General features: G+C 59.7%; 15 protein-coding genes and 1 pseudogene. 7 read left to right on the top strand and 9 right to left on the bottom strand.

The window, feature by feature from the left end:
- The first annotated feature begins 3 nt into the window (after nt 1–3).
- Nucleotides 4–813: a phosphonoacetaldehyde hydrolase gene (gene phnX / locus DR88_RS02590; RefSeq protein WP_002923203.1), complete on the top strand. Its 810-nt coding sequence runs from the start codon at nt 4–6 to the stop codon at nt 811–813.
- Here the strand turns inward: phnX and nepI are convergent.
- Complete coding sequence (nepI, locus tag DR88_RS02585; RefSeq protein WP_025861319.1) at nt 810–2,003, bottom strand: purine ribonucleoside efflux pump NepI; 1,194 nt, start codon at nt 2,001–2,003, stop codon at nt 810–812. The genes phnX and nepI overlap by 4 nt on opposite strands.
- Nucleotides 2,004–2,214: 211 nt before the next feature.
- Here nepI and DR88_RS02580 point away from each other — a divergent pair, with 211 nt between their 5' ends.
- Together DR88_RS02580 and DR88_RS02575 are read left to right on the top strand one after the other, a co-directional pair.
- Nucleotides 2,215–2,574: a type II toxin-antitoxin system RelE/ParE family toxin gene (locus DR88_RS02580; RefSeq protein ID WP_004173863.1), complete on the top strand. Its 360-nt coding sequence runs from the start codon at nt 2,215–2,217 to the stop codon at nt 2,572–2,574.
- Nucleotides 2,558–2,881, top strand: a complete 324-nt coding sequence (locus DR88_RS02575; protein WP_004173862.1) for a helix-turn-helix domain-containing protein — start codon at nt 2,558–2,560, stop codon at nt 2,879–2,881. The genes DR88_RS02580 and DR88_RS02575 overlap by 17 nt, the downstream gene beginning before the upstream one ends.
- Nucleotides 2,882–3,009: 128 nt before the next feature.
- On the opposite strand, the gene DR88_RS02570 is transcribed toward DR88_RS02575, so the two are convergent.
- The 8 genes and pseudogenes from DR88_RS02570 to ivbL all read right to left on the bottom strand — a co-directional run bounded on the left by DR88_RS02570 (nt 3,010) and on the right by ivbL (nt 10,866).
- On the bottom strand, nt 3,010–3,462 hold the full coding sequence (locus tag DR88_RS02570; protein ID WP_004181583.1) for a DUF1198 domain-containing protein: 453 nt from the start codon (nt 3,460–3,462) through the stop codon (nt 3,010–3,012).
- A gap of 136 nt (nt 3,463–3,598) precedes the next feature.
- A complete protein-coding gene (gene uhpT / locus DR88_RS02565) occupies nt 3,599–4,990 on the bottom strand; it encodes a hexose-6-phosphate:phosphate antiporter UhpT (protein ID WP_002923280.1) in 1,392 nt (463 codons plus the stop codon).
- A 145-nt stretch (nt 4,991–5,135) separates the two neighbouring features.
- Nucleotides 5,136–6,464, bottom strand: a complete 1,329-nt coding sequence (locus DR88_RS02560; protein ID WP_004145056.1) for an MFS transporter — start codon at nt 6,462–6,464, stop codon at nt 5,136–5,138.
- Nucleotides 6,465–6,475: 11 nt separating this feature from the next.
- Entirely contained in the window at nt 6,476–7,957 is a 1,482-nt protein-coding gene (gene uhpB / locus DR88_RS02555; protein WP_004151519.1) for a signal transduction histidine-protein kinase/phosphatase UhpB, read from the bottom strand.
- A 17-nt stretch (nt 7,958–7,974) separates the two neighbouring features.
- Complete coding sequence (uhpA, locus tag DR88_RS02550) at nt 7,975–8,568, bottom strand: response regulator transcription factor UhpA (protein WP_002923282.1); 594 nt, start codon at nt 8,566–8,568, stop codon at nt 7,975–7,977.
- 150 nt (nt 8,569–8,718) lie between these two features.
- Nucleotides 8,719–9,006, bottom strand: a complete 288-nt coding sequence (gene ilvN, locus DR88_RS02545; RefSeq protein WP_002923283.1) for an acetolactate synthase small subunit — start codon at nt 9,004–9,006, stop codon at nt 8,719–8,721.
- Between the two features lie 3 nt (nt 9,007–9,009).
- A pseudogene (ilvB, locus tag DR88_RS02540) lies at nt 9,010–10,666 on the bottom strand (acetolactate synthase large subunit).
- A 104-nt stretch (nt 10,667–10,770) separates the two neighbouring features.
- A complete protein-coding gene (ivbL, locus tag DR88_RS28660; protein ID WP_002923286.1) occupies nt 10,771–10,866 on the bottom strand; it encodes an ilvB operon leader peptide IvbL in 96 nt (31 codons plus the stop codon).
- Between the two features lie 632 nt (nt 10,867–11,498).
- Between ivbL and tisB the strand changes: the two genes are divergently transcribed.
- From tisB to emrD, 4 genes are all read left to right on the top strand, one after another.
- Complete coding sequence (gene tisB, locus DR88_RS02535) at nt 11,499–11,618, top strand: type I toxin-antitoxin system toxin TisB (protein WP_073901707.1); 120 nt, start codon at nt 11,499–11,501, stop codon at nt 11,616–11,618.
- Nucleotides 11,619–11,708: 90 nt separating this feature from the next.
- Nucleotides 11,709–12,155, top strand: coding sequence for a GNAT family N-acetyltransferase (locus DR88_RS02530; protein WP_002923294.1), 447 nt, complete (start codon nt 11,709–11,711; stop codon nt 12,153–12,155).
- A 68-nt stretch (nt 12,156–12,223) separates the two neighbouring features.
- The gene (locus DR88_RS02525; protein ID WP_002923296.1) at nt 12,224–13,057 is read left to right on the top strand and encodes an EamA family transporter; all 834 of its coding nucleotides are present in this window, start codon (nt 12,224–12,226) and stop codon (nt 13,055–13,057) included.
- A 175-nt stretch (nt 13,058–13,232) separates the two neighbouring features.
- On the top strand, nt 13,233–14,417 hold the full coding sequence (gene emrD / locus DR88_RS02520) for a multidrug efflux MFS transporter EmrD (protein ID WP_025861323.1): 1,185 nt from the start codon (nt 13,233–13,235) through the stop codon (nt 14,415–14,417).
- Nucleotides 14,418–14,552 lie beyond the last annotated feature (135 nt).

The following is a 14,552-nucleotide window of genomic DNA, read 5'->3' on the forward strand; positions in this document are numbered from 1 at the left end:
GCCATGAACCGTATTAGCGCACTGATCCTTGACTGGGCAGGCACCACCGTAGACTTCGGCTCTTTCGCCCCGACGCAAATCTTCGTCGAGGCCTTCCGCCAGGCCTTCGATATTGAGATAACCCTTGAAGAGGCCCGCGTGCCGATGGGGCTTGGCAAATGGCAGCACATTGAGGCGCTGGGCAAACTCCCTTCTGTCGACAGCCGCTGGCAGGCCAAATTCGGCCGCGCGATGACGGCCGCCGATATCGATGCGATCTACGCCGCGTTTATGCCGCTGCAAATCGCTAAGGTTGTCGATTTTTCCGCACCAATAGCCGGCGTGGTCGACACCATCGCCACGTTTCGCGCCGAGGGCCTGAAGATCGGCTCCTGCTCGGGTTATCCGCGCCCGGTGATGGAAAAGCTGGTACCGGCCGCCGCCGCCCAGGGCTACGCCCCGGACCACTGGGTCGCCACCGATGATCTTGCCGCCGGCGGTCGTCCGGGCCCGTGGATGGCGCTGCAGAACGTGATTACCCTGGGCATAGACGATGTGGCCCACTGCGTGAAGGTCGACGACGCCGCGCCGGGCATCAGCGAAGGGTTACATGCCGGGATGTGGAGCGTCGGGCTGGCGGTGTCCGGTAACGAATTCGGCGCAACCTGGGAGGAGTACCAGGCGATGTCGAAAGCGGAAATCGCCACCCGCCGCGAGCGGGCGGCAGGCAAACTGTATGCCGCCGGGGCGCATTATGTGGTTGATACCCTGGCGGACCTGCCGGAAGTGATTGCCGACATCAATGCCCGGCTGGCAAAAGGCGAGCGGCCTTAAGCGGGTGAATTCACCTTCACTTTGGCCGCCACCAGCAGGCCGGTAAACAGCATCAATATCCCTGACAACACCAGCGGCGACAGCAGCCCTAAGTGGTCAAGCGCAATGCCGCCGACCGCGGCGCCGCAGGTGTTGGCCAGCTGGATCACCGCCACCTGAATCGACCCGGCTTTTTCCGCCTGATCGGAGAGGGAACGGGTGATCCATGTTGACCACCCTACCGGGATCAGCGCAAACGCGAAGCCCCAGATAATCGCCACCGTCGAGGCGATGATTTTGCTCTCTCCCCACAGCACCAGCGCCACCGCGCAGGCGGTCAGCACCAGCGGCGCGATCGCCAGCGCCGCTTTTACCGAACGCTTGAGCAGCACCGAGGAGAGCGAGGTGCCGATAAAGCTGGCGATACCAAAGCTCAGCAGCACCAGCGTCAGGCCGTCGACATCAAACCCGGCGAGGGTCATGTAAACCGGGCGAATATAGGTAAAGAAGGCAAACTGTCCGGCAAAGGCCATGAAAATGGCGCACATTCCGGCCATCACCCCCGGACGCTTCAGCAGACCAAACATATTTTGCTGCTGAGAAGCCGATTCCCCGGGCAGCGACGGCAGCGCTTTCAGCACCCAGAGCGTACACAGCACGCCCATTACCGCCGCGCCGTTAAAGACGTTGCGCCAGCCGATAAACCCGCCAAGGAAACTGCCCAACGGGGCGGCGATCACCAGCGCGATTGATACCGCGCCGAAGATAATCGATAGCGCTTTCGGCACCACGCGCATCGGCACCAGCCGCATGGTCAGCGAGGCCGACATCGCCCAGAAACCGCCGAGCGCCAGGCCCAGACAGGCGCGCCCCAGTAGTAGCAGGGTGAAGCTATCAGCGAAAGATACCAGCAGGCAGGAAAGGGTCAGCAGCAGCGAAAACAGGATAACCACGTAGCGGCGATCGGTTTTACCTATCACCGTGGTGATAAACAGGCTGGAAAACATCGCGACGAATGCCGTCGTCGTCACCGACTGCCCGGCCATCCCTTCGGAGATGCCTAAATCCAGCGCCATCGGCGTCAACAGACTGACCGGTAGAAATTCGACGGTAATCAGGCAGGCAACGCAGAAAGCAACCGCGAAGACCGCCGACCAGTTTGGTCGCGCCAGCTCGCGTGCATGGGGTTTGGTTTCATTTGAATGACTCATGAGTGACCTGCGAAGAAAGTGGCGGAAAGCTGCGCAGTGTAACATTTTGTTTGTGACGCATTTAACGTTTTCGCAACTATTCTCGCTTTTCATAAGAGGATGCGTAGCTGCTCGCATGTTTAAAAAAACGATGCTTGCTATCGCTTTAACAAATCTCAGGAGAATTTAATATAGCACCATGTGCTATACTTTTAACGACAGGATGTCAGCAATGCGTATCTTTAAAACCAAATGGTTCGCCAGAGAGGCTAGCTCTCATGGCATTTCCGACGACGAGCTCTATCAGGCAATTCAATCTGCGCTTCAGGGCAAGGTGGTTGATTTAGGAGGAGGGGTTTATAAAAAGCGACTCAACAAGAATCGCGATCGCGCAATCATACTTACCAAAAGCGCAGGGTATTGGTTTTATACCTTTCTATATGCCAAACAGGATATGGCCAATATCAACCATCGCGAGTTAATGGGTTTTCGTGAGTTAGCAAAACACTATGCCAATCTCTCTGAAGAGAAAACGACGGTCTTAGTTAAAAGTAAAGAACTGGTGGAGATTTGCGATGACAGCAAAAAATAAATACAAAAGCCCGGCTTTCGAAGCGATCCATAGCGCTGCGTCGGGGCTATTCAGCGTTGGCGCAATCCCACAGGAAACAATGCGCCATTTTGATGAATCATGTCTCGGTAGCGTAGCCGCACTTCAACCCATTGAAATTAAAGCGCTACGTGAACAACTCAATGTTAGCCAACCCGTGTTCGCTCGTTATCTGAATACCAGCGTGTCTACCGTGCAAAAATGGGAGACTGGCGCTAAGCGACCAAGCGGAATGTCATTAAAATTGCTTAGCGTCGTACAAAAACACGGCCTGAAAATCCTACTGTAGTTATCCTGCCGGATGGCGCTTACGCTTATCCGGCCTGCAAGTGACGAGTGCGGAAACCGTAGGCCGGATAAGGCGCAGCCGCCATCCGGCACAAAAAGCGATGAACCCCAGGCCGAATAACTATGAGATCAGTGCAGCCAGTGCACGCCGTCTTCCGGGAGAAACAGGTCGTTATAGCGCTGCTGAAGGTTATGCAAATCGCTCATATCCGGATCCAGCTCGCGCAGAAACCCTTGCGCCAGGCGGATCTGCGCCTCGGTGATCGGCGCCGCTAAACGCGCTTTTTGCATCAGGCGATACCAGTAATGCAGGTTTTTTTCGCTGGCGTCGACAATCGCGACCTGCCAGATCAGCAGCACCTGGGCGGCGTTCTGCAGATGTGCTTCATTCGGCCGCTCCAGGTAACGCAAATACTCATTACCGGCGGTTTTTCCCAGCTGATCGATCATCGATTCCAGCGGGACAGGCGTGATGCCGAGGCGTTCGCTCAGGCGGCGGATCGCGCGGCGTGAATCAGAGGTAAGCACCCGAAATCCCACAACAAACACCACTACCAGGGTGGCCAGTCCTATCCAGATCATGCATCCTCTCATCCAATCGCAGCCTGACTATCATAATGGGAATTTGCCTGCTGTCGACTGTCGGACCTGGCATAATGCGCAAGAAATAAAAAAGCCCGGCGCGAAGGCCGGGCAAGGTTACCAAATACCTGGTGAATCAGGCGGTCTGCAAAATACGGTTCTTTTTCTCGCGGCGAATTTTACGCTCTTCAAAGATAGCCACGATGGCCATCAGGCAGATACAGCCGACGGCGGCGGCGTCCAGCGCCGCAAAGGTGCCGGCCCAGCCGGTCAGGCCGAAGACCGGGGTGCCGTCGGCGATCATCCCAAGACCCAGTTTGGCGAAGCTATCGCCGATCAGATAGGCGAAGGTGCCCTTGATTCCATCGGCGGCGCCGATCGCTTTTTTCGGTACGAAACCGACGGCGGCGACGCCGATCAACAGCTGCGGACCAAACACCAGGAAGCCCAGCGCAAATAAAGAGGCCAGATAGACGTACTGGTTGCTGGCATGTTGGTAAACCCCGAGGGTGGCGATAATCAGCGCCAGCGCGATGCAGGCCACCAGCGCGCGGCGGCCGTTGGCCAGATCCGACAACCAGCCCCACAGCAGCGTGCCAACCAGCGCGCCGACTTCAAACAGGGTAAAGCCCTGAATCGCCACCTCTTTAGACAGCTTCAGCTCCTGGAAGGCATACACGGTGGACCACTGATCGATACCGATACGCACCACGTAGAGGAAGATGTTGGAGAAGCACAGCAGCCAGATCACTTTGTTTTTCAGCACGTACTCAACAAAGATCTGCCACTTGGTCATCGCATTTTCTTCGGTCTCTTTGTCCTCTTCGCTGATCGCTTCGCCAAACAGCTCTTCCGCCGTGCCGAGGCCGTAGGATTCCGGAGAGTCGCTACCGTAGCGCAGGCCGATAAAGCCAACGATCAGCGCAATAATCGACGGGAAGATAAACATGCCGATCACATGGCCGTCGAACAGATAGTTGGCGCCAAACAGCGCCACGCCCGCCGCGCCCGCGCCGCCGAGGTTGTGGGAGATATTCCAGAAGCCGAGGAAAGTGCCGCGTTTGCGTCTGGGCGTCCACTTGGTGATGGTGGAATAGCTGCACGAGCCGCCGGTGCTCTGGAAGAAACCGCTCAGCGCATAGAAGGCGATCATCAGGAACAGGCTGGTAGAACCCGCCCCCATGCTGGCGCTAAAGCCCAGCATACAGATGGCGGAGAGGATCAGCATAAACGGCAGGAACTGCTTGGTGTTTTTGCCGTCGGCATAATAAGAGACCAGCGTCTTGCCCACGCCGTAGGTGATGGAGAAGCCCAGGCCAATCATCCCCAGCTGCGTCATGCTCAACCCGTAGGTGGAGATCATGTCGTTCTGCGCGATGTTAAAGTTCTTGCGGATCAAGTACATGGTCAGGTAGCCGATGAAAACCACCAGATAGGACTGCATGAAAGGTTTGAACCACATTTTGCGCCGCACATCGAGCGGCAGATCCAGGGTCGGCTTGCGCACCTGATTCAGAAAGGCCAGCATGGGTATCTCCTGAGCTGATTTTTTATGCCTGCGTAATAACCAGGCATTGTAAAAACCAGCGCGCCGTCTGGCCTGAGACGGCGTCCAGGTAAAACCGGGAAAATTTCTTAGTTTTGTCCCGTTCGCGGCGAAAGGGTGAGCTACATCACGCTTCGCTGGCGGTACGCGGCGCCTGCGCGTTTAAAAACGGCAGCAGCAGCAGCGCGGAAATGCCGGCGGCAATCGCAATCACCACGAAGAATCCGGTCCAGTGCCAGATATCCATCACCTGCGCCAGCGGCCAGCCGGAAAGCGAGGCGCCAAGATAAGCGAACAGGCCGACAAACCCGGTTGCCGCCCCGGCGGCTTCTTTATGCGAACATTCCGCCGCCGCCATGCCGATCAGCATCTGCGGGCCGAAAACGAAGAAACCGGTAGTGAAGAAGCAGGCCGCCTGCATGACATAGCTGGCGAACGGCATCAGCCACAGGCCGCCAACCGACAGCAAAATTCCGGCGGCGAAAATCAGGTTCATCGGCCCACGGTTGCCGTTAAACAGCTTATCCGAGCCCCACCCCGCCACCAGCGCGCCGATAAAACCGCCCAGCTCAAACATGGTCACCGCCGAGTTAGCGGTCACCAGATCGACGCCTAGCGTCTCCGACATATACAGATTGCCCCAGTCGTTAATCGCCGCCCGCACCACGTACACCAGCACATAGCACAACGACAGCAGCCAGATGTAGGGATTGGCCAGCACGTAGCGGGTCAGGATCGCTTTACGAGACATCCCAGCGCCTTCCTGCTGCTGGGCGATTTCCAGCGCATCGTGACGCCAGTCGCCCACGGCGGGTAACCCCACCGCCTGCGGGCGATCGCGCAGCCGCCAGCACAGATACAGTCCGGCGAGGATCGCCAGACAGCCGGCGATGGTCATCCCGGCACGCCAGCCGTAGTGCAGCGCCGCCGCTCCCACCACCATCGGGATCAGCGCGCCGCCGACGTTATGCGCCGTATTCCATAGCGCCCACCAGCCGCCGCGCTCGGTCCGCGAATACCAGGCCGTCAGCAGTCGGGCGCACACCGGCGAGCCCCAGCCCTGGAAGAAGGCATTCAGCGCCCACAGCAGCGCGAAAGCCCATAGTGAGGAAGAAAAACCGAACAGAATATTCACCACCCCGGTGGCGATAAGCCCCAGCCCCATAAAATAGCGGGCGTCGGAGCGGTCGCTGACGATACCGGAGAAAAATTTCGACAGTCCGTAGGTGATATAGAACAGCGTGGCCAGCAGGCCGATATCGCTGCGGGTCAGGACGTTGCTGGCGAGAATTTCCGGGACCGCGGCGTTAAAGCTTTTGCGGGTGAAATAGAACAGCGCGTAGCCCAGCCAGATGGTCAACAGGATATGGCGACGCCAGTAGCGATAACGCGCATCAAGCTCGCGTTTATCGCTAATCGGCGCAGCGTCCGGCGGGGCTTTTAAAAAGGCGAACATCGGCGATCCTCTCAGGCGTAACGCAGCGGTAGATTGACGCACACCCGGGTACCGTGGGTGCAGGAGATCGTCAGTGTGCCGCCCAGGGCGGTCACGCGCTCGCGCATGCCGGTCAGGCCGAACCCCTGCAGATTCGACCCCGGCGGCAGGCCGCAACCGTCATCTTCCAGCACCAGCATTAGTCGCTCATCCTGCTGCCAGCCCTGCAGAGTGACAGCGCTGGCGCTGGCGTGCTTGACGATATTATTCAGCCCCTCCTGGCAAACGCGAAACAGCGTCACGCGCTGGTTCTCGCTCAGTCCCGCCTCGTTAATCCGCCAGTCGAGATGGCTGACAATGCCGCGGTCCTCCAGCTCCATCTCGCGCATCAACGAACGTACCGCCTGCTCCAGCGGCAGGTCGTCGAGCTGACGCGGACGCAGACGGCCTAGCAGTCTACGCACCGAGTCGTAAACTCCCAGCGACAGCTGTTCTATCAGCTGACCGCTCTGGCGCACGCTGGCGTTGTCCGGCGCCAGCCGCTGTACGATCCCGGCCTGGGTGCGGATCGCGGTGATGGTCTGGCCGATATCATCATGGAGCTCGCGGGCGACGTCTCGCCGCACGCTCTCTTCGGTCTCCAGCAGGCGTTCCGCCAGCCGACGATTACGCGCCAGCTCGCTTTGTAATGACTGGTTCAGCTCGCGTAGCCGCTGGATCCCCGCCCCCAACAGCAGCCCGGTGAGGCTCTGTGCCAGCAGGGAAAGCAATAAATCGACCGGGTGATCGTGCCAGGTCTGGCTGGCAATCAAGGCGATAGCGTTCATCAAGGTGGCGATCAGCGCGCCCTGCCAGCCGTAGTGCCAGGCGAGGGCGATAATCGGCAGCGCCAGACAAAACGGGGTAAAGCGGGAGAGCTCGGCGGGCAGGCCAAGCTGCAGCCACAGGCTAATGGTGAATAACAGCAGATACCAGATCAGATGCCGCCCGCGCCAGTTAACCGGCTGCGCCACCAGCGCCGGCCCCAGCGGCCGCCAGACGGTGCTGGTAAGATAGTGCCAGAAAACCAGGCAGGTCGGCGCCAGCGTCAGGCCGCCGGTCAGCGTCAACAGCAGGGCGTTAAGCCCCTCGTCCCCCTCCGCCAGCCACGGCAGCGATTGCAGCAGCGCGGCGGCCATTAACGCCCCGCCCTGACGCAACAGCGTCAGCCAGTCGCGCTGCTGCCGGTAGCGCGAGATCAACGCCACCGGCAGCAGAGTCAGCAGGCTTCCGGTCATCAAAATTATCGGGTGCGCCAGCGCCACCTCCTGCGCCAGCCAGAGGATAAGCAGCCACTCGGTTCCCAGCAGCACTGGCCAGTAGCCGCGGGGGCATTGCAGCATTAACCCCAGCCGCAGGCCAAAGGGAAACAGCAGCACCGCTAAATCCGCGCGTTCCACCAGATGCAGACTGATGCTCCACAGGCAGAACCAGGCGGCCGCGAAGATAAAGGCGCAGCCGATGACCGACAGCAATCGTGAGACGACGGCCTTCATTGCCAGCTATCGAACATGCGGCGCGCCAGCTCAACGTCGTTGCTGACGCCCAGCTTTTCCAGCAGGTTGGCGCGGTGTACGTGGACGGTTTTCGGCGACAGACCGAGCTCGGCGGCAATCTCTTTCACCGCCATGCCCTGCGCCAGCTTTTCCGCCACCTGACGCTCGCGTTTGGTGAGCGGATCCTGGCGCCCGGCGGCCAGCTTCATGGCGATATCCGGCGTGAGATAGCAACCGCCCGCCGCCACCGTGCGTACCGCGGCGATAAGTTCATCGGGGCTGCAGCGTTTCGACAGGAAGCCGCGCGCGCCGGCATTCAACGCTTGCTCGATCAGCGCCGGGCTATCGTGTACCGACAGCATGATGGTCGCCATCCCCTTCGGCAGCTGGCTGAGCAGCTCCAGCCCGGAAATATCCGGCATTGAGATATCGCAGATACAGACCTGCACGCCGCGCCCCGGTAGCCCCGTCAGCGCCTCGCGGCCGCTACCAAATTCGGCGACAACCTGAAAATCAGCTTCCAGCCCCAGCAGCTGAGCAAAGCCGGAGCGGACAATCAAATGATCGTCAATAAGGGCGATGGTGGTCATGGTGTGTCCTGGTGCCTGAAAACGCCGGATGGCGGCGTAAACGCCTTATCCGGCCTACGGATTCACTGCCTGTAGGCCGGATAAGCGCAGCGTCATCCGGTAAAGGCGCTTACCTTAGCGATAAGCACGTGGCTGTTCAAGCCTTGAGCGCTATTCGAAGAACACCGCAATTTTGTTAAACATGGTGGGATCGGACTGGTTACGCGCCACTTTGGTGACATCTTCCAGCTTTTCAATCTGGCTAATCATCTGCCCCAGTCGCTGGTCATCATTTACCAAGAGCCAGATGCGGCTGTGTTCGCTGCCCTGAATTGGCAGACAGAGAATGCCTTCGACGTTAAACGCGCGACGGGCAAAAAGCCCGCACACGTGGGTCATGACGCCGGGATGGTTGCGGACGGTGAGTTCCAGAATGACGTTGTCACATTGTTTTTGCATGGCTTATTCCCCCACCATTTCAGTATTGGCCGCACCCGGCGGTACCATCGGATACACTTTCTGCTGTGCGTCGATGCGCACGTGGATCAGCGCCGGCCCCGGACGGTCGATGATCGCCTGCAGCGCCGCCTGCGGATCGACTTCATTATTTAAATCACAGGTTTGCAGGCCAAAACCGGCGGCAATCTGCATAAAGTTAATCATCCCCGGATAGGTGGCGGCAAAAACGCCCTGCTGATAGAACAGGCTCTGCTGCTGATGCACCAGCCCCAGCGCTTCGTTGTTCAGCAGGATAATTTTTACATCCAGCTGATTTTCGGCGGCGGTGGCCATCTCCTGAATATTCATCATCAGGCTGCCGTCGCCGGAGAAGCAGATAACCTTGCGCTGCGGATTCGCCAGCGCCGCGCCGATCGCCGCCGGAGGTCAGCCACTGGCGCGGACGATTGAGCGGGTAGGCCTGCGCCGTCCACATCTGGTGCTGGCCAACGTCGGTAGTGATGATCGCTTCATCATCCACGCAGGCGGCCACGGCGTTAATCAGGCCGTAATGGGAGAGCGGGTCGCTTTCCTGCGGGATGGCGCAGGGGAATTCGCGCTGCAAGTCGGCCACCAGCTGGCGCCATTCCTCGCGCGGCTGCGCCTCAATCTGCGGGTTCAGCTGGGCTAAGACTTCCGCCACATCGCCCTGAATCGCCACGTGCGGTTGCTTAATTTTGCCCAGTTCGGCGCGGTCGATATCGACGTGGATAATCTTCGCGTTCGGGCAGAACTGCTCGGTCTTGCCAATCGCCCGGTCATCAAAACGGGCGCCTAAAACAATCAGTAAATCCGCCTCCTGCAGAATGAAGTTGGTGCTGCGCGCGCCGTGCATCCCCAGCATCCCCAGCGACAGCGGGTGCGCCTTCGGCAGCATGCCCAGCGCCATTAAGGTCATGGTGGTCGGCAGGTTGGCTTTTTCCGCCAGCTCACGGATCGCCTGCGGCGCGTTAATCACCCCGCCGCCCAGATACAGTACCGGGCGTTTCGCCGCGTTGATCATTGCCGCCGCTTCACGCACGCTTTCAGGCGCGAATGCCGGTGCCGGGGCGCGCTCGCCAGGCTCAGGCAGCGCTTCCAGCTCAATGGTCGCCGACTGCACGTCCTTAGGAATGTCTATCCACACCGGCCCGGGACGCCCGGACTGGGCAATACGGAAGGCGTCGCTGATCACCTGCGGCAGCTCGGCAATGTCGCGCACCAGATAGTTATGTTTGGTGATGGGGATAGAGATGCCGTAGGTGTCCACTTCCTGGAAGGCGTCGGTACCGATCATCGAGGCCGGTACCTGGCCGGTGATGCAGACCAGCGGAATCGAATCCAGGCGGGCATCGGCGATCGCCGTCACCAGGTTCGTCGCCCCCGGGCCGCTGCAGGCCATACAGACCGCCGGCTTGCCTTCGGTACGCGCCATCCCCTGGGCGATAAAGCCCGCGCCCTGCTCGTGGCGCGCCAGGATGTGGCGGATCTGCGTGCTCTGGCTTAAGGCATCGTAGATAGGCAGGATGGAGCCGCCCGGAATGCCGCTGACCATAGTGATACCCTGGCGCTCCAGTAAATGAACAACCAGCTGCGCGCCGGTAAAGCGCATTGTGTTTGATGTGGTGCCCGAACTTGCCATGCTCCAGTCCTTTTCTTCTGGGCCGACTTTACCGGGGGGCTCGCCAACAAAAAACCCCGCTCGGTTTGCGCCGGCGGGGTTTGGAATTCGTGTTGTTCCGGACCCTACGGCGCATTGCCGACGACGACCACCACAGACACGACGACCACCGCGGCTGGCGCGGTTTTTAGTAGGGTCGAAGCGATCAGGGTTGCGTTCATTAGGGACCTGTTGTGTCGAAAAATAAGCTGAATTTATACAAACACAGGTTTTACGTTTTCACAATGGATTTATTTTCATCCACGAAAATTTGCGCGAAAGATCACAGTTCGGCGCAAAAGGACAGAAAACAAAAAACCCCGCCGGAGCGAGGTTTTTATCAGCATGGTTACAGGTGGTAGCCGCAAGCACACTGTATTACGTCAACGCCAAAAGTATACGCGATCGCTGCAGTTCGCGCAATTTAAGGTCGGTTTTTCTCTGTCATAGAGTATGGATAAGAGGGGCGGATTTGTCCAAAAAATACTGTTCATCCATACAGTATTTATCTATACTGGGTGTGTTCACTTTGTGCCATTCGGGGGCCGCAAGTTTGACCGGCGCAACGAAGTCCTGGCTGAAACGGGTGGTGCCGTCAGTGCCTTAACCCCGAGAGAGCACACTGTGTTACGTCAACAACGTGCAGTCACTGGCCCGCGCGGCAACGCGTGGCTCAGCGCTGCGCACCCCTGTCGTTGCAGGCGGCGGGCCGGGAAGCCGTTCATGGAAAGGACGAACTATCGGCCAGGGCAGACGCCGCCGGCGACAGGCAGGGATAAGCTGGCAACGGGCAGCGGAAAGGTACGTCAGCTTATTGTGCTCCTTAACCACAGGAGACGCGCGTATGGGCGGAATGGATATTATTATTTTGATCCTGAAACTCATGGTTGCTGTGTTGCAACTACTTGATGCAGTCCTGAAACAGCTCCGCTGATTCAGGTTCAAGTCGCACCTGAGGGGGGCGGGAAACCGCCCCCCTGCAGGCGCCCGCCGGGCGTCCCGGGATGACTTGATGGAGGATGCTATGCCACCCCTGTTAATTGCTGCCACGACGCCGGATGCCCCGGGGTTCGCGGCGCTACGAATTGAAAGCCTTGAACAGCATTTCAATATGCTGCGCCGCCTGGCGGAAAACTGGCAGAGCGGCAAAAACCGCTTTAACGCGCCGGGCGAAACGCTGCTGGGCGCCTTCGTCAACCACCAGCTGGTAGGGGTATGCGGCATCAATAGCGATCCCTTCAGTCCGCAGCCGCGGGCCGGGCGCATTCGCCACCTCTACATCAGCGAACGCTATCGTCGCCGGGGCATCGGCCAGCAGCTGCTGGTCTCGGTTATCACCCACTCCAGCGCCTGGTTCGACTTTCTCAACACCCATGCCCCGGCGCAGGCCTGGCCCTTTTATGAAAGGCTTGGTTTTCGCCCGGTGTACGATGAACCGCGGGTGACGCATCGCCTGTTTTGTTCGCTTTAACCCCCCGCTGGCAGGCAGCGCGGGCGCGTGTTACATTCCGGTGACCTTCACTGTTGAACCTGTCTGCGATGACCCTCACCGTATTCTGCATTTTGCTGTTCGCCGCCCTGCTGCACGCCAGCTGGAACGCTATCGTCAAAGCCAGCGGCGATAAAATGTACGCGGCGATCGGCGTCAGCGGCTCGGCCGCGCTGATCGCCCTGGTGATGCTGCCCTTTGCCCCGCAGCCCGCGCTGGTCAGCGCCCCCTATCTGCTGGCGTCGTGCGCGTTACAGGTGGTGTATACGGTGCTGGTGGCGAAGACCTACCAGGTATCGGATATGAGCCAGACCTATCCGCTGATGCGCGGCACTGCGCCGCTGCTGGTGGCAGCGATAAGCGTGCTGTTCCTCGGCGATCGTCTGTCGCCGCTGGCCTGGCTGGGCATCGGCGTCATCTGCCTGGCGATTCTGGCGATGGCCTTTAACGGCCGCGCCAGCTCGCGCAAAGGCATCGTGCTGGCGCTGATCAACGCCTGCTTTATCGCCGGTTATACGCTGGTGGACGGCACCGGCGTCCGGCTGGCGGGCTCGGCGCTGGGCTACACCCTGTGGACCTTTTTTATGAACGGCTTCTGCCTGCTGTGCTGGGCGATGGTGGCGCGACGGCGTGAGGCCAGTCGTTATTTACGTCAGCACTGGAAAAAAGGCATCCTCGGCGGGATCGGCACCATGGGCTCCTACGGCCTGGCGCTATGGGCGATGACCCAGGCCCCGCTGGCGGTGGTCGCCGCGCTGCGTGAAACCTCCATTCTCTTCGGCGCGCTGATCGCCTTTATCGTCCTGAAAGAGCAACTGATGCCGCTGCGCATCGTGGCCGCCTGCGGGATTGCCGCCGGGGCGATCCTCCTGCGCCTGGCGTAGCCTGAGATGGCAACATTAGTTGCCGTTCCTGTTTACATAATCTGCCTGGAATTCCCTCAACAATCGGCACTTTGCAGTTGTTCTGTCATTTTAATATGGTAGATTCCTCCATCGTTTACGGGATGTGCCAGTCACATATTCTTCATTTCTCTTTACTCACAAAGTATTCATCGACATGAAACGGCATAAGAACTTCAATTTGTTGTTGATGCTGGTACTGCTGGTGGCCGTCGGCCAGATGGCGCAGACCATTTATATTCCGGCCATCGCCGACATGGCGGTCGCGCTGAACGTCCGCGAAGGGGCGGTACAAAGCGTGATGGCGGCCTACCTGCTGACCTACGGTATTTCACAGCTATTCTACGGCCCGCTCTCTGACCGCGTCGGTCGCCGCCCGGTGATCCTCGTCGGGATGTCGATTTTTATGCTGGCGACGCTGGTAGCTATTACCACCCATAGCCTGCCGGTGCTGATCGCCGCCAGCGCCATGCAGGGGATGGGCACCGGGGTCGGCGGCGTGATGGCGCGTACCCTGCCCCGCGACCTGTACGAAGGCGCTCAGCTGCGTCATGCCAATAGCCTGTTAAATATGGGTATTCTGGTCAGCCCGCTGATTGCGCCGCTGCTCGGCGGCATCCTTGACACCCTGTGGAGCTGGCGCGCCTGCTACGCTTTCCTGCTGCTCCTGTGCGCCGGGGTGACCTTCAGCATGGCGAAGTGGATGCCGGAAACGCGCCCGGAAGGGGCGCCGCGCACCAAACTTCTGGCCAGCTACAAAACGCTGTTCGGCACCGGCGCCTTTAACTGCTATCTGCTGATGCTGATCGGCGGCCTGGCGGGGATTGCGGTATTCGAAGCCTGCTCCGGGGTGCTGATGGGCGCGGTGCTCGGCCTGAGCAGCATGGCGGTGAGTATTCTGTTTATTCTGCCGATCCCGGCGGCGTTCTTCGGGGCGTGGTTTGCCGGCCGGCCGAACAAGCGTTTCCCGACCCTGATGTGGCAGTCGGTGATCTGCTGCCTGCTGGCGGGTCTGATGATGTGGATCCCAGGGCTGCTGGGCATCATGACCGTCTGGACCCTGCTGGTGCCTGCGGCGCTGTTCTTCTTCGGCGCCGGGATGTTGTTCCCGCTGGCCACCAGCGGCGCGATGGAGCCGTTCCCGTTCCTCGCCGGAACCGCCGGGGCGCTGGTGGGCGGCTTGCAGAATATCGGCTCCGGCGTGCTGGCCTGGCTGTCGGCGATGTTGCCGCAAACCGGTCAGGGCAGCCTCGGCCTGCTGATGATGCTGATGGGCCTGTTGATTCTGCTGTGCTGGCTGCCGCTGGCCTCGCGCTTCACCCACCATCAGCAGCCGGTATAAGCGCGGCGGCCGTTCCCCGGATGGCGGCTGACGCCTTATCCGGGCTACCGGACTGGTCGTCTGCCGGCCCGCGCAAGCGCAGTGCCGTCATTTTGCCGGGTGGCGGCGCACGCCTTACCCGGCCTCCCTAACAAC

Origin of the sequence: Klebsiella pneumoniae, assembly GCF_000742135.1 — a bacterium.
Taxonomy (GTDB): Bacteria; Pseudomonadota; Gammaproteobacteria; order Enterobacterales; family Enterobacteriaceae; genus Klebsiella; species Klebsiella pneumoniae.